This window comes from Paenibacillus jamilae (assembly GCF_050482105.1).
Classification (GTDB): Bacteria; Bacillota; Bacilli; order Paenibacillales; family Paenibacillaceae; genus Paenibacillus; species Paenibacillus jamilae_B.
Window position 1 is genome coordinate 16,447 of record NZ_JBCNHI010000004.1, and the last position, 13,570, is coordinate 30,016.

A 13,570-nucleotide genomic window follows, 5' to 3' on the forward strand; every position below is an offset into this window, starting at 1 on the left:
ATCAGGGGGGACGTCAGCCACCCCCCCTTTTTGAGTGCTAGCTTATTCTGCAATAGCGGGATTTATATTGGATGCTCTATAGGCCGGGACGCCATTGATGAGAGCGGTTCTTAGTTGAATATACCGGATACCATAATAGGTGGTTGTATTATTCAATCCAGAGGAGAGTACAGTTATTTTATAATATGAAAAAGGAATCTCATTACTAAACTGATAAGTTATTTTTGCAGTGCTTGGCAAAGTTTCGACTTGTCCTAACCTATACCAATTTTCTCCATCATTCGAGCCGTGAAAAGAAAACGAAAGTATAAAAGCTCGAGAAGATGGCTGGGCTAAGAGGATATCATTGATCGTTTTGCCTGTATCTAATTTAAAGATGATTTCTCCACCTTTACCGCTTAAGCTGCTCTCCCAATAGAGATTATTATCGATCAAAACATTTTTCGGAAAAGTATTTTTGGTATCTCCGTTCGTTGTAACATTATCTTCAGGAATAACGGCAGGTTCCATGGAAAACGAATAATTGTCTGGATTTTGACTGAATTTAGTCATGCTGATTACCTCCCTTGGTTATGATTTTTAATTTGTAGAACACGTTGTTGTATATGATTTATATGAAACTCTCAATGAATGTATACCTAATAGCAACCGGTTATTTCGTGGACTATACTAGCAATGGATAGAAAAAGAACCTAACGTAATTGGAAATTCAAACGATATAGGAGGAAATAATATAAGGATACCGTTTTCGGATTCTTAACTAACTCATTCCAAAGACTAGGCTAGTTTAAATAGAAATGTTTGAAAGAAAGAATATGAATAACTTGAATAACGATTTTAGGTGCGAGAAGGGGGATGTATGAAATATGAAAATATACACTTATTATTTGGGAGATGGCGTATTCCCTTTGGATTGGGAAGTTTGCTTTAGTACGGTTGAGGAATACAAAACCAAATTATTTGAGAAGTATATCGCTTCCCAAGAGTACAATGATTTTGTAATAGGCGGATTTCATGTGCTTACCGATAAAATAGATGCGATTCTGAATTATGCTTTAGAGGATTTTCGAAAAGAATTTCCACATAATTATGAGTTGCGTTGTCCGGCTTTGATATTCCCACTGCCAAGAGGCGATGAGAGTAAGGGTGCTGAGTTTGCTATTATTTTAAAACGAGATGAGGATGGAGATACGATAGTCTATTCCCCACTTCCATTATCATATTTAGAAAAAAGTTAATACTGTACTGAAAGAAAAAGGGAAAACAAGTGCTGACTAATGTAAATACAAGATTATTTGAAATTCAAATAATGAAAATAGGCCCTGTTCAGGGCCTCCAAATAGTTTAGGATTCTAGGCAACTGCTTATTCATTATCCCTTCTGCTTGTAAAATTCATGGTACAACTTCATCAACGCACGCTTTTCAATTCGTGACACATACGAGCGAGAAATTCCCAGTTCTCGTGCAATTTCCCGCTGTGTTCGTTCTTCTCCTCCGGCTTCCAGGCCGAATCGGCCAATCACCACTTCTTTTTCACGCTCATCTAAAATATCGAGATTGCGATAAATTTTACTCTTCTCGATTTTGAGCTGTACCTTGTCTACAATATCGTCCGCCTCGGATCCGAGGATATCAATTAATGTAATCTCGTTGCCTTCCTTGTCAGTCCCTATAGGATCGTGGAGAGATACGTCTTTGCGTGTTTTTTTCAGAGATCTTAAATGCATCAGGATCTCTATCCCCATGACAATAGAGGTGCATACATAAGCAAAGAAAAAGCCCCGGAAAGGGGCATCTGTATGTTATAATCTGGGTTGTACAACATAACGGCTATCAAGGGCGGTCGGCTAATCTCCTGTAAAGGGGGTGAAGCCATGGAAGTTAAAGACACGCTGATGTTGATGATTCAATTTGCAACATTGGTGATTCTGATACTTTCTTTCCATAAACGGAAATAGACCGCCCTGGACAAGGTATCGGTCTATTTCGTGATCGTAAACCAGCGCCGACCGCTCTTATAGCGGTAAGTTGTACAGGGGACTGGTTGCAGCCGGTCCCTTTATCTATTCTTATGGTATCATACGAAGTTTATTCATTGCAATTCAATTTCCATTTCGAATACAATGAAATAAACAGATGTTATATTTAGGAGGATACATATATGGATACACCAGCAAAAGTGGTTAAGCTTACATATAATTTAAGTGAAATTGGATTAAGCGAACAAGACATTGCAGAATTATTGAATAAGCATGGTGTGCCAAAAACAGAACTGAAGGATTACAACCTTGACGATCATATCCATGAGATTTACTTATCAGCATACAAACTTAAGTTAACCAATGTAATAAACGAATTCGAAGAATCTACTGAACACATACATACTTTACTTGACGACAAACATGATGAGTTCCGTAAAAATACGGACGAAATTTTGAACACCGTTAGGAATATCATTAAGTAAAAAACGAAGCTCTGCCGACCCATTAAGGTTAGCAGAGCTTCTATTCATGGTGATTGAATTACGTTTTCTTGAATCTTATTTTTTCTTGGTTTCTTAGTTCTTCGTCTAAGTATTACACACACATAAACTATGCCGATCAAAAGTGATTTTATAAATAAATAGTCATGTAAGCGTTGAGAATAGAAGAACAGAACCAAAACGAATGTAAGCACAGAAACTATAATCCTTACTGCAAGATGATGAATGAATTTTATTAATTTACTATTAGGATTATTTTTCTGAAGATCAACCACTAAATAAATTAAAAAAATTGGCGTGACTGATACTATTCCTCTAAAAATACCATCTGCGCTTGAAGCCATTTGAGTAATGAAAATAAGATAAATAAAAGTAAGTGCAATAAAAGTTATCCAAGAGCGCATAGTGTTGCTGTAATTTAAAAATCCAGCCAACCATCTAACGAATACTTTTAAAGGATAAATGATAAAAACCATAAAAAATAATCCAACATATAATTCTGCTAAGTTATCCATATTCTCTCCCCAAGATGCTTCTCATTTATCCGCATCGGTTGCGGTATTTGCTGTTTATCTGTCATATATATTATCGTCATTTCCCGTTATTCCCTATTATATATTCCAGTTATTACATAGTTTATTATGGTAGTGACTATATTAGGGAGTGACATCATGAATATCATTGGAATTAAATTAGATAATCAGCCGGGACAATTGACGGAAATCTCTGAGTTCTCTTTGGATGGAGTGAACTGGATAGACCAATTTCAGAGGACTGCACATTCTGCTAAGGTTCCTGCTTACCATACAAAGGACTATTCATTTGTAACAATGGATCGTCTAATGGATTTAGAGCGCGCTTATAGTAAGTTTGGATTTAAGAGATATGATCAATCTACGTTGATAAACGAACTACTGGTACATGACAAGGTACCATCCAAGAATGGAACACGAATTTATTTCGTTGACGGGTCTTATGTAATAGTGAGAAGTAGACTTAAGATGTAATGTCAATAGACCTCTAACCCCATTCGTGAATAGGTCGTTAGACACTTTTCGACAACGTTTGACAATTAATATCTGTTATAGTGTAAATAAAGGTGAGCAGGGAATGGCTGGGTACTGACACCATCTCACTGTCACCTTGTTCTCTTTTTTTGAGTAAAAACAGAACATACGTTCCCGATTACTGTAGTTCTGTGGTAATATGTTAAAAACGGCTGAAATAGACACAAAGGAGCTGCTAACATGGATGAACAGTTGTTGATGTCGGCAAACGACATAATTTTTAGAACAGGTATTAAAGAATCAAACATATCACTAATTAATCATTTTTCTGAGTTGATTGCTTCATCTTTGCAAGATTATTTATCAAATCCCGAACAGCCGACTCAACAACAGGGTCATCCCTCAGGCTAACTCCGTAATGTGCTTCAGCCTCCTTAATGACTTTTGATATAACTTCCTCTGGGAGCGTGTAGTCGCTCTCTTTTTCGATTTTTCCTGTAGTTATCCAGCCAATGCTGACACCAAAGTAATCAGCTATTTTGGCTGTCATTTCGTGGTTTGGCTCTCTCTTGTCTGTTTCATACATACCAAGAGTGGATTTTGCAATCTTTAAAATTTTTGCTAGTTCTTCTTGGGACATTCCCTTTTTGTTCCTTAAATAAGAGAGACGTTCGCCAAATGACTTCAAAATTCCCACCTCCAGATGATTATTATATATCACATTACGTGAACATTATTATTTTGGTCACGATAAGTGAATAAAAGTGTTGACAATCACAAAATGTGACTGTATATTATAGACATAAGGCGGTCACGAAACGTGACTGAAAGGAGGATAACATGAAGAATCAGAAAATGTCTGAACTTCGTGGCGACCGCTCTTTAAGGGAAGTTGCTGAACAAATCGGTATTCCTTATAGCACTTACGCCATGATTGAGACAGGTAGAAGATTTCCTCGTAGAAACTTGCAACTTAAGTTAGCTCGTTTTTACAAAGTAACGGTTGATGAACTTTTTTTTGCTCTAAATGATCGCGCTTCGTGATCGAATTCTGAATCAAGGGGTGATCAGTATGGGTGTCCTTGAAAATTACATCTCGTCCCTAATCAAACGTTTCGGGGAAGACGCGAAGATCGAAACAATCGCCCAATACGCAGAGGATGAGTACATGATCCCATACGAATTGGCGGTGAAACTCATTTATGAATCAATTGAGTAGTGTATTTGATTACTCTTCGCTTCCAAAAGAAATAGCTGATTTTCTAAAAGAAAAAGAAAACAAAATGAACGTCGCTGTTTCAAATGCATACACCGAAATCGGGCAAAACCTGAAAGAAGCTCAGGAAGAACTTTCGAAACACGGGTATGGATGTTTTGAAGAATGGTACACAGCAATAGGAATGAAGAAGAATCAAGTTTATAGGTTGCTTCAAAGGTATGAATTGATTGTTGCAAATTGCAACAAACGAGACCTAATTGAAGATTTACCCATCTCCCTTGTACATGAGATATCTAAACCGTCAGCTAATCCTGAAGCTGTCCAAGCTGTTTTAAATGAAGACATAACAACACGTAAGGAATACTTGGAACTGCTGAAATCTTTAAAACAAGCACAAAAGCAAGCTGAGACAGCGAAGAACTCAGCCAACCATTTCGAACACTTGTGGCAAGAAGCGAAGAATCAACCTCCTCAAATTATAGAGCGTCCGATTGAAGTGGTTCCAGATTCCTTGAAAAAGAAAATTGAAAATTTAGAGTTCGAAAACAATGATTTAAGGCACGGTTACAAGAACGCCAAACAAAAACTACTGGAGTATGAAGTAAAAGACACTGCTGAGTTTGATGAAGAAAAGTCAAGAAGACAACTCAACAAACTTCAACTAGATGCGAATTATAACTCTTTGGAAGTTAGAGTGCATATTAATAAGTTTCTTGAAAAAGTGGCTATCTCCAGTTACATGCTGGGTGCAATTGCTTCATCGGATGCTCCAACAAAGAAAAGCCTTCAACAAGGAATACAGATGTTAGAAGAATTCACTAAACAAATAAAAGGTGCCATAAATGGCCGAATCATAGGAGGAAATTCAAATGAGTAAATCCCCACAAGAATCCAACCAAGTTTACAGCTTTCTTCAAAAGTCACTTGCCAATCAACGTGAACAAGGCAACGCAATGGAAGTAATGCTAGATCGGATGATGGTGATCGAGCAAAGTGTAAATCAAACCGCTGCTGAAATTCAGGTGTTTGCAAAAGAATTCAGAGACATAAATAGACTGCTCCCTGCTGAGATTGACGAACTTTATATGGCGGTGGTAGAGAAGTCCACTGAGTTAGCAAAGATACGTCACAAAGAGGTGGAAGAAAATTTCCCAAAAATCGTTGGTAAGTACCGTAAAAATATCTGGAGCAAAATGAAAAAGAAATTTGGAACTAGCAAATACATTCATATAAAACGAATTGATTTTGAACCAGCTCTTTCATTTGTAGCAAATTTTGACCCCGAGAATTATCTATAAAATATTCCCTTAGGAGGATTGCTGAAAATGGACAAGCATGAACTAACTCGCAAACAACTAAGAAAGCATTACGAACAATGTCACAAGTCAGCTATGAGCTTTATTGAAATTGTAACGAACGCCGCTGGTGATCAAATGAAAATTGAAGGAATAGAATTTGACCCTAACAATATTTCTGTTGAACAAATCTGCGAACTGGCTGCAAAAAATTTAAACGCTGATGTAATAGATTTGATGCCTGATTATGTTGAGCTTATGGAGTTTGAAAAAATGGTTGTGAGTGTTGATAGACCCTAGTTTCAATCTAGGGTGTCCAATAATGCCGACACCCTCTATCAACATCTTGATTCATATGTAAGAACAACCACAACCCATTGTACATCTAGGAGGCTTCGGAATGAAAGTAAATTATACCCACAAAGTTACAGAGGAGTTCGGTCCGATGTTTTCCCGATTAATAAGACCAGCCTTACAGGATTTCGGAAACAACAAAATACCAACTTACCTCAAAAAAGACGCACCCAAGGTGGTGAACAAGTGAAGCAGACTGAGCAGAAGGGACCTGAGTTCCAGAAGGCTTTACATGAAGCTATGAAAGACTTTGCCAAGGACAAGCAAGAAGAAGCTAAAAAACAGAAGGGGAGTGCCAAGCATGGCTAAACATCCAAAGGAGATTGAAAACCGAGTAGTTACCCCGTTCCCGTTTAAACGTCCAGACACCGAACCTACTGTCAACGTAGGCAAATGCGGCTGTGGAGCTGATCCAGATTACGAAGTATTCGGTCAACCTCACTGCAAGTCATGCATGTTAGAGGCGATTGATAATAAGACTTTCGTGATGGTGAAGCGTTGGAATGGAGGTTTTGACGATGCCAGCTAAAGGATTGAGAAGCAGTGTAGACGTTATGACGGAATACCATGTGTTAACTGAATGCGGCCGCAATCTTGCGGAATACGATTTTGATATTGATAGCCTATGTCGTCGGCTTGAACAGCGTAATTACAAGCCAGCTTTAATAGAAACGATGGAAGAATACGAAGCGAATTTGGCTGCATATGCCAAGTGTGCATTTGAATTGGACAAGATGTTTCATCCAGAAGATCAGGAGGGCAAACGCACAGCATGAGGTTTCGCAACGTAGACGATATTTTAAAGCATTACGGTTGGGGAGGTGAGGTCAAACTTGTGGAGGTGAAGAAGGATGACGGATCGCAGGGTGTTTCTGGAGCTAGCAAAGATCGCAAAACAACGCGGAACGCTGACAAAAACGTTGCTGAGGGTGTACCTGAAAAACATGGCGATAGCTTATAAAAAAGAAAAGGCTGCCGAAGCAACGGCAGCGTAGTTGGAGCACTTAGGAAAACAATTTAGTTCATTATAACAGCAGAATGGAGGAGTAGCAATGGTTATTAAATACCGTTATGTACCTCGTCATAAAAATGGTCATTTCATAAATATATATTCTGAACCTACAGAGGATTTTATGAAGGCAGTCCATTTCCCTCGTGAAGATGATTTAAACATATGGATTCTCGGACGTTATGGTCCCGACGATCCTCAGAACTTTCGTGCAATCCCTATAAAGGTCACGTATGAGTTGGAAGTAGGAGAAAGCCATGTGCAATAAGAGCGAATCAATCAAAAATATTGCAATGGCATTGGTCAAATTCAACGGAGAAATTGAGAAGATTCAAAAGGATAGCCTGAATCCACATTTTAAAAATAACTATGCTAGTTTGGACAACATCATAGATGAGGTAAGACCAATTTTACAAAAGAATGGTTTATCCATTATGCAGTTCCCCGGTGGTGACGGCGAAAGGTTCAGTATGACCACTATGTTGCTTCACGAGTCTGGAGAATGGATAGAATCACAACCCATTGTAATGAAGCCTGTAAAGAACGATCCACAAGGTATAGGCAGTTGTACAACCTACGCACGTAGATACAGCCTTAGCGCCTTTCTATCACTTAATACAGGTGAAGATGATGACGGGGAAAATGCGAGTCACTCAACTTTTTCATCATCTAACAACGTACAACCAACACAAAGCCATGGGCATTCTGGCGGGTTTGCAAGTGAAGGACAAACCAAAATGTTGTATGCAAAGCATAAGGCTACAGGGTGGCCCAGCTACAAAGAAATTAATAGTTTTCTGAATTATGAAATTACTAAATTTGCAGAAGTACGGGCGGCAGACGTAACCAAGCTTGCTCAGTATCTGGATAAAAATAAGGCGGCGTGAACATGAACAAATATGATCGTGAGAAAGACCCGTTTTACGACGATGGTGGACCCTTACCCGATCCCATTGACGGACCATTTTAGGAGGTAGCTATGGCACTCGCGAAAAGAAAGAAATCTATACAAGAGTGGCGCCAGAGTATTCTGGCCCACCATAACCGCCGGGAGCAGCCCAAAAAGAAACGTGCTCCTGTTGATCCAGAAGTAATGAGCAAGGAAAAGGTACGTGCTGCTGTATCAGAACGAGATGCCACCGTAGGCGCTCATAATTGCTGTCTATTGAGTGGTAGACCGGGACCAGGATTACACTTACACCGCATCGTTTACGGATCACAGGGAGGAAAATACGAGGTAGACAATTGCGTATTGCTCTCATATGACATGCATGCATTGGTACACAGTAATAAGCGAGTATGGCAACCCATACTACTAGACCATATCAAGGCAATGAAATATGCACCTGATATGTCTCCAATATATCAAGCAAGGAGTCTATAGCCCCCAAGGGCAGAGAGGAAAAACACATGAAACTTTCAAAGCAGCGGATTGAGAAAATGATTCTTGAATTTGGACGAGGCCGAATTTTTACAGATTATACTGACGAGGAAATTTTTCAACTTGGCATGTGCAAAGCTCTTGAAATCTTGAACGTTGAAATCGAGGAAATTAAGGCCCCATAGGGGATAAGAAGGAGGGAACGGCATGACTACTATTTTAACTGTCAAAGGTGTCAAAAAAATCAAGGAAGAACTTGAATATGTCATTTCATCCAAGCTACCAGAAGTCGAACAGCGTCTTGAACTGATTCGGAAGCACGGTGGCGACATTAAAGATGCAACAGAAGAAAGAGATTTTTATAAAGGTCGCATTCCCTATTTAGAAAATATGCTTGCAACAGCAAAAATAATTGGAAGGGAATAAGCGCTAATAGCGGGGGATACACCCCCTACTACCTATGCCAAAGGAGAGATAACCCGTGAGTAAATACAAAGTGTATGGAACAGTAGCGGTGAGACAGTTGGTATATCTAGGAGAATACGAAGGGGATAGCACATGTGAGATTGGAACTCAGATTCGGTCTGAAAAGTCCAAAATGAGTTTAAGCCCACAAGAAATAGAGGAATTAGGCGGATTAGAGCTGATTGACATAGATATTAGACACATTAAAGAGGGAGAGGCATAACAGCCTCTTACCCTACCCAATCAAATTAAAAGGAGAGATAAGCATGAGAGATATTAAATTCCGTGGTAAACCTATCAACGGCACTGGCTGGGTGTATGGATACTATGTTTACCAATTTGAAATTGGCTATTATTCACAAGGTTATACGGATGTTCCTCCACGAGTACATTATATTTTTGGTGACAAAGGAGACTTTTGCGAGGTCGATCCTGCAACAATAGGGCAATTCATAGATCTTCCGAATTACGGTGTATGGGAAGGTGATATTTACGAGTTTACAAGACCGTGGTCAAACGGTGCGCTTGAACGTGGAGTTGTGAAATGTACAGAACATGCAGAATGGGCCGTAAATGCGTGGATGTTGACTGGTATATATGAGCATGGAAAACCTATCGGCAACATACACGATAACCCGGAGTTACTACAGCCCCAAGGAGGGAACTGATTTGGACGGACTCGTTATTAAGCCTAAATGGGCGGATATGATTTTATCAGGAGTCAAAACGTGGGAGATTCGCGGCAGCCGGACACATAAACGCGGCACCATCAGCATTATCAAGAGCGGAAGCGGACTTGTATATGGCACGGTGGAACTGGTTGATTGCGTACCGTTGCATGGTCCTGATGATGTGGAACTGATATTAGGCAACCAAGACAAACATCATGTAGCGCTGGGAGCTATCAAATATCTAAAGCCTTATGCATGGGTAATGCAAAATCCAGTCATTTACCCGGAGCCTATACCTTATAAGCATCCACAAGGGGCAGTGATTTGGGTTAAGTTAGGAGGCGGTAAAGGTGAGTAACTGGACATATAGCGAACACGACGGTAAGCATATCATCAACAACGAGCAAGGCGTATTGGTGGCGATGGTATGTGATGCTCAAACAGCAGAATTGATCGTTAGGCAACAAAAGGAGTTGGCAGAAGCGGTAACGCAGATAGGAGAGTTAAAGCGCCAGCTACGCAGGTCTGACAGAGAGTGGGCCAGTGCAACAAATGAGGTTGTTAGGCTTCAGGAGCAACTGGGAGAGAAGGACCGCAAAATAGCGTGGCTTACTAACGAGTTAGGGGAGTAACCACCAATACAATACTACAATAGAAAAATGGTGCATAAATCAATTTGCCAATGTTATAATTGAATTATAGAGCATAATTCAAAGGGGCGATTGATTGTGGAAGAACTTCACACCAAATTACTAAAGACATACTCGTATATGTCAAGGATTTCCAATGCGACAAAACAATTTTTCCAAAAACAACGAGTGGATAAGCTAATGGGTGAAATTATACGCCTTCGAAAAGGGCAAGGGCGTATGAAATATTTAAACTATATCAAGAGATGCGAAAAAGCTATCTCAGATGGCGAAACAATTGTAAATGCATTTGAAGTTGAAATATCTACTTGGCCCGACAGAGAGTTATACACCCTATTTCCAGCACCTAAAGCCAAAGAAGAAAACCATTTGAAAAATGAACCAGAAATCAAAGAAGAAATAAGTCGTCGCGGCGGCAAACGCAAGGGAGCAGGACGTAAGCCTATAGGCAAAAAACCAGTTGTTCGAAAGGTGTCCATAACTCTACCACAAGAAGAGTGGGACAGAATAGATGGTTTGATTGATGGAGCAAAATTCAAAAATCTAGCCCATTATTTTAGAGAGTTGGCGATTGAGGCGGAGAAATCAGATGATTAAACCAATACAATACGCTCCTGCACTCTGACGGAGCGTTGAAAGGATGATAGATATGCAGCCGTATTTTACAAACGAAAAATTGGATGAATTAAGCAAAGAGTATCGAACAATGCCGATAGATGGCGAAGGACGGGCTTATGAGCCAGAATATAACGGGATGACCGTACGTAGTGATATTACCAAGCTTGTGGAAGACGTAAAAACAGCACGTAAGCAATATTATGCAGTTGAAAATGTACTTGCGATAATCGTCCAGAATTACAGTCATGTATTGTCGTATGACATCACGCAAAGAGCTTTAGCCGTTATACAAAAGGATTAAACCAATACAGGGTGTAGTACACCCACTAAGGGAGGATATACATGAGCAAGCAAGAGTATATAAAGCTTCTGAATGAGAACATCAAAAACTTAGAAAATCTCTATAAAAACTATGTTAGCCAAGGAAATCGTGACGAGGCTATAAGAATTAGCGGGAAAATCGAGGGTGTTAAGCTAGCGAAGCTAAATGCTGAGAACTGGCTTGAGGAGGAACAACAATGACAGATAAACAACACTTAATAGATGCATATAAAATGCTTGAGTGGATGAGTGGTATAAATATTGGATTTACAGAGAAATTCGAAGAACAACTAAGGGCGAAAATTTTCGTAAAGGATTTTGATCCAGACCCACCACAGCAGCCTGATATACAGGTAGGGGAACGTAACTGGCAAGAGGATATGAATGCGGTTAATGCGTTCAAGCATGCAAGATCCTGCGTGAATATTCCAAAGTATCAGACTATGCCTAGTATAGAAACCCCTTATGAACCACTTGAATACTGGCTCCAACAATATGCAGAGCTACAACGAGAATATGAACGTTTTCAACAGGTTGCTAAGGGCTGGAACGATGATTTAACCGCCGCTGAGAAAGCATATGAAGGACTACAAGCAAATTGCGTAAGCCGTGGAGAGTATGAAGCAACATTGAAGAAACTGGACGACATGACTAAAGCATATCACGCACTCCTGCCAAACGAGGTGGATGTATGAGTCGTTACATTAAAAACAAATATCGGTCAGTGCGTAAAGAATTCCGTGAAGATATGTACGATGCTATAAAAGAAAATCCAGCACTTGGCATGCTCGTTATTAAAACGTATGTAGCCAGTAAGCACCGCGCCCATATCCACAAAATATGGGGCATGTTCTTCGATTATCCGGCTTTTGCTAAAGACTATAAAGAGAATCTCATGGGGCAGCATTTGACTGGACGTGATGAAATATTCCATTCTCTGTATTTCGCTGCACCGAAAATCCGCGATAAGTACTTGTGGCGGATACCAGAAGCTTTCGCTATGGGAGATGCCTTAGCCGCAGCGTACAAAGCTATGCGGCGGGAGAACACCCCATGATAAGAGCCTATACCTCTATATTATGCGCATTACTGTTATATGTGGGGATTGTGCAAGTAGATAGGTATATGTTGATTGAGAGGATAGAACCGAACACTTTGAGCATAGGGAGAGTAGCCCATGAGTGACGCTATACGCCCGTCTCACTACTCTTTCGGTGGCATTTAACCAATTGACTTCATGCATGCGAAAATGTCTCCTGTGGCTTACAGAGGCTTTCTAGCAGGCAACGTAATTAAATATATTTCTCGCTATGAGCATAAGAATGGATTGGAAGATTTGAAGAAGGCGAGATATTACCTAGATCGCCTCATAAAAGACTCGGAGGAAAGCAAAGATGGCAGCAAACAACGACTACACACTACTGAAAATTGACCTCGCCTATGCTGTAGAGAAGCGAGACGAGGCCGATAGATACGGTAATTATGCGGATGTCATGCACTACGAATGGCAGATAGACCGCATTAAGCAAAAGATGGATCGACTGGAGCAGAGAGGGGCTTAGTCCTCGTCTGGTACGTACTCCAGTAGCTCACCAATACCAATTTCAAAATAGGCGCAGAGTGCTTCAATAGTTGAATAGTCAATACGAATGTTAGTCCCATCGTATAGGCGACCCAAAGCCGGGGCACTCACGCCAGTTTCCTTAGCTAATTTGTTTATACTTCTAATCTTTTTACCTGCCATAAGCATCGGCAAATTACTTTTAATCATCACTTATCACCTATTCCTATCATACGTATAGTAGGCGATAAGTAAACGGTATAAACTAAAATATAACGATAACGTTACAAAATAAACGATAACGTGTTATAATGACGTCAATGAGACTTGAAGGAGTGAATAATAATGGCAGAACACACCAAGACAAAAAACATCCCTTACCGTCTCGATCCGCAGGAACACAAAAGGTTGAAATTATTCTGCGTAGAGCACGGAATACCAATGCAGCAATTTTTAGACAAGGCAGTTAATGAGTACATGAAAAAATGGTCGTGCCACTCAGGTAATCAAGACAAACAAGCGATGTAGGCGGTGAT

General features: G+C 39.9%; 34 protein-coding genes and 1 pseudogene. 30 read left to right on the forward strand and 5 right to left on the reverse strand.

The annotated features are described in order from the left end of the window. Positions 1-42: 42 nt before the first annotated feature. Positions 43-552: a discoidin domain-containing protein gene (locus tag ABEW32_RS03395; protein WP_430184716.1), complete on the reverse strand. Its 510-nt coding sequence runs from the start codon at positions 550-552 to the stop codon at positions 43-45. Positions 553-887: 335 nt separating this feature from the next. Between ABEW32_RS03395 and ABEW32_RS03400 the strand changes: the two genes are divergently transcribed. After that, the gene (locus ABEW32_RS03400; RefSeq protein ID WP_430184718.1) at positions 888-1,238 is read left to right on the forward strand and encodes a hypothetical protein; all 351 of its coding nucleotides are present in this window, start codon (positions 888-890) and stop codon (positions 1,236-1,238) included. 133 nt (positions 1,239-1,371) lie between these two features. Here ABEW32_RS03400 and ABEW32_RS03405 read toward each other — a convergent pair. Further along, positions 1,372-1,737: pseudogene (locus ABEW32_RS03405) on the reverse strand (sigma-70 family RNA polymerase sigma factor); the annotation flags it as partial. Positions 1,738-1,875: 138 nt separating this feature from the next. On the opposite strand from ABEW32_RS03405, the gene ABEW32_RS03410 reads away from it, so the two are divergent. Together ABEW32_RS03410 and ABEW32_RS03415 are read left to right on the forward strand one after the other, a co-directional pair. Continuing rightward, positions 1,876-1,959: a putative holin-like toxin gene (locus ABEW32_RS03410; protein WP_223822117.1), complete on the forward strand. Its 84-nt coding sequence runs from the start codon at positions 1,876-1,878 to the stop codon at positions 1,957-1,959. Positions 1,960-2,162: 203 nt separating this feature from the next. Next, positions 2,163-2,465, forward strand: coding sequence for a hypothetical protein (locus ABEW32_RS03415; protein ID WP_430184720.1), 303 nt, complete (start codon positions 2,163-2,165; stop codon positions 2,463-2,465). Positions 2,466-2,509: 44 nt separating this feature from the next. On the opposite strand, the gene ABEW32_RS03420 is transcribed toward ABEW32_RS03415, so the two are convergent. After that, positions 2,510-2,998, reverse strand: a complete 489-nt coding sequence (locus ABEW32_RS03420) for a hypothetical protein (RefSeq protein WP_430184722.1) — start codon at positions 2,996-2,998, stop codon at positions 2,510-2,512. A gap of 156 nt (positions 2,999-3,154) precedes the next feature. On the opposite strand from ABEW32_RS03420, the gene ABEW32_RS03425 reads away from it, so the two are divergent. Then, complete coding sequence (locus tag ABEW32_RS03425; RefSeq protein ID WP_430184724.1) at positions 3,155-3,490, forward strand: LytTR family transcriptional regulator DNA-binding domain-containing protein; 336 nt, start codon at positions 3,155-3,157, stop codon at positions 3,488-3,490. A 316-nt stretch (positions 3,491-3,806) separates the two neighbouring features. On the opposite strand, the gene ABEW32_RS03430 is transcribed toward ABEW32_RS03425, so the two are convergent. Beyond that, on the reverse strand, positions 3,807-4,178 hold the full coding sequence (locus ABEW32_RS03430; protein WP_430184726.1) for a helix-turn-helix domain-containing protein: 372 nt from the start codon (positions 4,176-4,178) through the stop codon (positions 3,807-3,809). A gap of 152 nt (positions 4,179-4,330) precedes the next feature. Here ABEW32_RS03430 and ABEW32_RS03435 point away from each other — a divergent pair, with 152 nt between their 5' ends. The 25 genes from ABEW32_RS03435 (at position 4,331) to ABEW32_RS03555 (ending at position 13,035) form a co-directional block, all read left to right on the forward strand. Next, positions 4,331-4,534, forward strand: a complete 204-nt coding sequence (locus ABEW32_RS03435) for a helix-turn-helix transcriptional regulator (RefSeq protein ID WP_430184728.1) — start codon at positions 4,331-4,333, stop codon at positions 4,532-4,534. A gap of 28 nt (positions 4,535-4,562) precedes the next feature. Next, positions 4,563-4,709: a hypothetical protein gene (locus tag ABEW32_RS03440; protein WP_430184730.1), complete on the forward strand. Its 147-nt coding sequence runs from the start codon at positions 4,563-4,565 to the stop codon at positions 4,707-4,709. Then, positions 4,693-5,586: a hypothetical protein gene (locus ABEW32_RS03445; protein WP_430184732.1), complete on the forward strand. Its 894-nt coding sequence runs from the start codon at positions 4,693-4,695 to the stop codon at positions 5,584-5,586. Before ABEW32_RS03440 ends, ABEW32_RS03445 begins: the two co-directional genes overlap by 17 nt. Further along, on the forward strand, positions 5,579-6,007 hold the full coding sequence (locus ABEW32_RS03450; protein ID WP_430184734.1) for an ORF6C domain-containing protein: 429 nt from the start codon (positions 5,579-5,581) through the stop codon (positions 6,005-6,007). Before ABEW32_RS03445 ends, ABEW32_RS03450 begins: the two co-directional genes overlap by 8 nt. Before the next feature lie 27 nt (positions 6,008-6,034). Next, positions 6,035-6,304, forward strand: coding sequence for a hypothetical protein (locus tag ABEW32_RS03455; protein ID WP_254351570.1), 270 nt, complete (start codon positions 6,035-6,037; stop codon positions 6,302-6,304). A gap of 240 nt (positions 6,305-6,544) precedes the next feature. Beyond that, complete coding sequence (locus ABEW32_RS03460) at positions 6,545-6,667, forward strand: hypothetical protein (RefSeq protein ID WP_280740180.1); 123 nt, start codon at positions 6,545-6,547, stop codon at positions 6,665-6,667. Next, positions 6,660-6,887 (forward strand): hypothetical protein, encoded by a 228-nt coding sequence (locus ABEW32_RS03465; RefSeq protein WP_430184736.1) that lies wholly within the window; start codon positions 6,660-6,662, stop codon positions 6,885-6,887. Before ABEW32_RS03460 ends, ABEW32_RS03465 begins: the two co-directional genes overlap by 8 nt. Continuing rightward, positions 6,877-7,134 carry a hypothetical protein gene (locus tag ABEW32_RS03470; RefSeq protein ID WP_430184738.1) on the forward strand — a complete coding sequence of 86 codons (258 nt, stop codon included), beginning with the start codon at positions 6,877-6,879 and terminating at the stop codon, positions 7,132-7,134. Before ABEW32_RS03465 ends, ABEW32_RS03470 begins: the two co-directional genes overlap by 11 nt. Further along, the gene (locus ABEW32_RS03475; protein ID WP_430184740.1) at positions 7,131-7,319 is read left to right on the forward strand and encodes a hypothetical protein; all 189 of its coding nucleotides are present in this window, start codon (positions 7,131-7,133) and stop codon (positions 7,317-7,319) included. Before ABEW32_RS03470 ends, ABEW32_RS03475 begins: the two co-directional genes overlap by 4 nt. Positions 7,320-7,410: 91 nt before the next feature. Next, positions 7,411-7,635, forward strand: coding sequence for a hypothetical protein (locus tag ABEW32_RS03480; RefSeq protein WP_430184742.1), 225 nt, complete (start codon positions 7,411-7,413; stop codon positions 7,633-7,635). Beyond that, positions 7,625-8,254, forward strand: a complete 630-nt coding sequence (locus ABEW32_RS03485) for an ERF family protein (RefSeq protein ID WP_430184744.1) — start codon at positions 7,625-7,627, stop codon at positions 8,252-8,254. The genes ABEW32_RS03480 and ABEW32_RS03485 overlap by 11 nt, the downstream gene beginning before the upstream one ends. A 92-nt stretch (positions 8,255-8,346) precedes the next feature. After that, on the forward strand, positions 8,347-8,751 hold the full coding sequence (locus ABEW32_RS03490) for an HNH endonuclease (RefSeq protein ID WP_430184745.1): 405 nt from the start codon (positions 8,347-8,349) through the stop codon (positions 8,749-8,751). Positions 8,752-8,777: 26 nt separating this feature from the next. After that, positions 8,778-8,933: a hypothetical protein gene (locus tag ABEW32_RS03495; protein WP_430184747.1), complete on the forward strand. Its 156-nt coding sequence runs from the start codon at positions 8,778-8,780 to the stop codon at positions 8,931-8,933. Between the two features lie 22 nt (positions 8,934-8,955). After that, positions 8,956-9,174, forward strand: coding sequence for a GreA/GreB family elongation factor (locus tag ABEW32_RS03500; protein WP_430184749.1), 219 nt, complete (start codon positions 8,956-8,958; stop codon positions 9,172-9,174). 55 nt (positions 9,175-9,229) lie between these two features. Continuing rightward, the gene (locus ABEW32_RS03505; RefSeq protein WP_430184751.1) at positions 9,230-9,436 is read left to right on the forward strand and encodes a hypothetical protein; all 207 of its coding nucleotides are present in this window, start codon (positions 9,230-9,232) and stop codon (positions 9,434-9,436) included. Between the two features lie 43 nt (positions 9,437-9,479). Continuing rightward, positions 9,480-9,881, forward strand: coding sequence for a hypothetical protein (locus tag ABEW32_RS03510; protein WP_430184752.1), 402 nt, complete (start codon positions 9,480-9,482; stop codon positions 9,879-9,881). Between the two features lies 1 nt (position 9,882). Continuing rightward, positions 9,883-10,242: an ASCH domain-containing protein gene (locus tag ABEW32_RS03515; protein WP_430184754.1), complete on the forward strand. Its 360-nt coding sequence runs from the start codon at positions 9,883-9,885 to the stop codon at positions 10,240-10,242. Further along, entirely contained in the window at positions 10,235-10,516 is a 282-nt protein-coding gene (locus tag ABEW32_RS03520; protein ID WP_430184756.1) for a hypothetical protein, read from the forward strand. Before ABEW32_RS03515 ends, ABEW32_RS03520 begins: the two co-directional genes overlap by 8 nt. A 96-nt stretch (positions 10,517-10,612) precedes the next feature. Further along, positions 10,613-11,131: a hypothetical protein gene (locus tag ABEW32_RS03525; protein WP_430184758.1), complete on the forward strand. Its 519-nt coding sequence runs from the start codon at positions 10,613-10,615 to the stop codon at positions 11,129-11,131. A gap of 43 nt (positions 11,132-11,174) precedes the next feature. Further along, on the forward strand, positions 11,175-11,453 hold the full coding sequence (locus tag ABEW32_RS03530) for a hypothetical protein (protein ID WP_430184759.1): 279 nt from the start codon (positions 11,175-11,177) through the stop codon (positions 11,451-11,453). A 41-nt stretch (positions 11,454-11,494) separates the two neighbouring features. After that, on the forward strand, positions 11,495-11,674 hold the full coding sequence (locus ABEW32_RS03535; protein ID WP_430184761.1) for a hypothetical protein: 180 nt from the start codon (positions 11,495-11,497) through the stop codon (positions 11,672-11,674). Further along, positions 11,671-12,168 carry a hypothetical protein gene (locus tag ABEW32_RS03540; protein WP_430184763.1) on the forward strand — a complete coding sequence of 166 codons (498 nt, stop codon included), beginning with the start codon at positions 11,671-11,673 and terminating at the stop codon, positions 12,166-12,168. Before ABEW32_RS03535 ends, ABEW32_RS03540 begins: the two co-directional genes overlap by 4 nt. Next, complete coding sequence (locus ABEW32_RS03545; protein WP_430184765.1) at positions 12,165-12,530, forward strand: hypothetical protein; 366 nt, start codon at positions 12,165-12,167, stop codon at positions 12,528-12,530. The genes ABEW32_RS03540 and ABEW32_RS03545 overlap by 4 nt, the downstream gene beginning before the upstream one ends. A gap of 180 nt (positions 12,531-12,710) precedes the next feature. Continuing rightward, positions 12,711-12,905, forward strand: a complete 195-nt coding sequence (locus tag ABEW32_RS03550; RefSeq protein WP_430184767.1) for a DUF3310 domain-containing protein — start codon at positions 12,711-12,713, stop codon at positions 12,903-12,905. Further along, positions 12,868-13,035: a hypothetical protein gene (locus ABEW32_RS03555; protein WP_153795528.1), complete on the forward strand. Its 168-nt coding sequence runs from the start codon at positions 12,868-12,870 to the stop codon at positions 13,033-13,035. Before ABEW32_RS03550 ends, ABEW32_RS03555 begins: the two co-directional genes overlap by 38 nt. Here the strand turns inward: ABEW32_RS03555 and ABEW32_RS03560 are convergent. Then, positions 13,032-13,244 (reverse strand): helix-turn-helix domain-containing protein, encoded by a 213-nt coding sequence (locus ABEW32_RS03560; RefSeq protein WP_007428636.1) that lies wholly within the window; start codon positions 13,242-13,244, stop codon positions 13,032-13,034. The genes ABEW32_RS03555 and ABEW32_RS03560 overlap by 4 nt on opposite strands. Before the next feature lie 135 nt (positions 13,245-13,379). On the opposite strand from ABEW32_RS03560, the gene ABEW32_RS03565 reads away from it, so the two are divergent. Beyond that, positions 13,380-13,562 (forward strand): hypothetical protein, encoded by a 183-nt coding sequence (locus ABEW32_RS03565; protein ID WP_430184769.1) that lies wholly within the window; start codon positions 13,380-13,382, stop codon positions 13,560-13,562. Positions 13,563-13,570 lie beyond the last annotated feature (8 nt).

Excerpts from the sequence above, each read along its gene's own strand:
- ABEW32_RS03395 (WP_430184716.1), bottom strand. The coding sequence starts at position 552 with ATGACTAAATTCAGTCAAAATCCAGACAATTATTCGTTTTCCATGGAA.
- ABEW32_RS03410 (WP_223822117.1), top strand. The coding sequence starts at position 1,876 with ATGGAAGTTAAAGACACGCTGATGTTGATGATTCAATTTGCAACATTG.
- ABEW32_RS03415 (WP_430184720.1), top strand. The coding sequence starts at position 2,163 with ATGGATACACCAGCAAAAGTGGTTAAGCTTACATATAATTTAAGTGAA.
- ABEW32_RS03420 (WP_430184722.1), bottom strand. The coding sequence starts at position 2,998 with ATGGATAACTTAGCAGAATTATATGTTGGATTATTTTTTATGGTTTTT.
- ABEW32_RS03425 (WP_430184724.1), top strand. The coding sequence starts at position 3,155 with ATGAATATCATTGGAATTAAATTAGATAATCAGCCGGGACAATTGACG.
- ABEW32_RS03435 (WP_430184728.1), top strand. The coding sequence starts at position 4,331 with ATGAAGAATCAGAAAATGTCTGAACTTCGTGGCGACCGCTCTTTAAGG.
- ABEW32_RS03440 (WP_430184730.1), top strand. The coding sequence starts at position 4,563 with ATGGGTGTCCTTGAAAATTACATCTCGTCCCTAATCAAACGTTTCGGG.
- ABEW32_RS03445 (WP_430184732.1), top strand. The coding sequence starts at position 4,693 with ATGAATCAATTGAGTAGTGTATTTGATTACTCTTCGCTTCCAAAAGAA.
- ABEW32_RS03450 (WP_430184734.1), top strand. The coding sequence starts at position 5,579 with ATGAGTAAATCCCCACAAGAATCCAACCAAGTTTACAGCTTTCTTCAA.
- ABEW32_RS03455 (WP_254351570.1), top strand. The coding sequence starts at position 6,035 with ATGGACAAGCATGAACTAACTCGCAAACAACTAAGAAAGCATTACGAA.
- ABEW32_RS03465 (WP_430184736.1), top strand. The coding sequence starts at position 6,660 with ATGGCTAAACATCCAAAGGAGATTGAAAACCGAGTAGTTACCCCGTTC.
- ABEW32_RS03470 (WP_430184738.1), top strand. The coding sequence starts at position 6,877 with ATGCCAGCTAAAGGATTGAGAAGCAGTGTAGACGTTATGACGGAATAC.
- ABEW32_RS03475 (WP_430184740.1), top strand. The coding sequence starts at position 7,131 with ATGAGGTTTCGCAACGTAGACGATATTTTAAAGCATTACGGTTGGGGA.
- ABEW32_RS03480 (WP_430184742.1), top strand. The coding sequence starts at position 7,411 with ATGGTTATTAAATACCGTTATGTACCTCGTCATAAAAATGGTCATTTC.
- ABEW32_RS03485 (WP_430184744.1), top strand. The coding sequence starts at position 7,625 with ATGTGCAATAAGAGCGAATCAATCAAAAATATTGCAATGGCATTGGTC.
- ABEW32_RS03490 (WP_430184745.1), top strand. The coding sequence starts at position 8,347 with ATGGCACTCGCGAAAAGAAAGAAATCTATACAAGAGTGGCGCCAGAGT.
- ABEW32_RS03495 (WP_430184747.1), top strand. The coding sequence starts at position 8,778 with ATGAAACTTTCAAAGCAGCGGATTGAGAAAATGATTCTTGAATTTGGA.
- ABEW32_RS03500 (WP_430184749.1), top strand. The coding sequence starts at position 8,956 with ATGACTACTATTTTAACTGTCAAAGGTGTCAAAAAAATCAAGGAAGAA.
- ABEW32_RS03510 (WP_430184752.1), top strand. The coding sequence starts at position 9,480 with ATGAGAGATATTAAATTCCGTGGTAAACCTATCAACGGCACTGGCTGG.
- ABEW32_RS03530 (WP_430184759.1), top strand. The coding sequence starts at position 11,175 with ATGATAGATATGCAGCCGTATTTTACAAACGAAAAATTGGATGAATTA.
- ABEW32_RS03535 (WP_430184761.1), top strand. The coding sequence starts at position 11,495 with ATGAGCAAGCAAGAGTATATAAAGCTTCTGAATGAGAACATCAAAAAC.
- ABEW32_RS03540 (WP_430184763.1), top strand. The coding sequence starts at position 11,671 with ATGACAGATAAACAACACTTAATAGATGCATATAAAATGCTTGAGTGG.
- ABEW32_RS03545 (WP_430184765.1), top strand. The coding sequence starts at position 12,165 with ATGAGTCGTTACATTAAAAACAAATATCGGTCAGTGCGTAAAGAATTC.
- ABEW32_RS03550 (WP_430184767.1), top strand. The coding sequence starts at position 12,711 with ATGCATGCGAAAATGTCTCCTGTGGCTTACAGAGGCTTTCTAGCAGGC.
- ABEW32_RS03555 (WP_153795528.1), top strand. The coding sequence starts at position 12,868 with ATGGCAGCAAACAACGACTACACACTACTGAAAATTGACCTCGCCTAT.
- ABEW32_RS03560 (WP_007428636.1), bottom strand. The coding sequence starts at position 13,244 with ATGATTAAAAGTAATTTGCCGATGCTTATGGCAGGTAAAAAGATTAGA.
- ABEW32_RS03565 (WP_430184769.1), top strand. The coding sequence starts at position 13,380 with ATGGCAGAACACACCAAGACAAAAAACATCCCTTACCGTCTCGATCCG.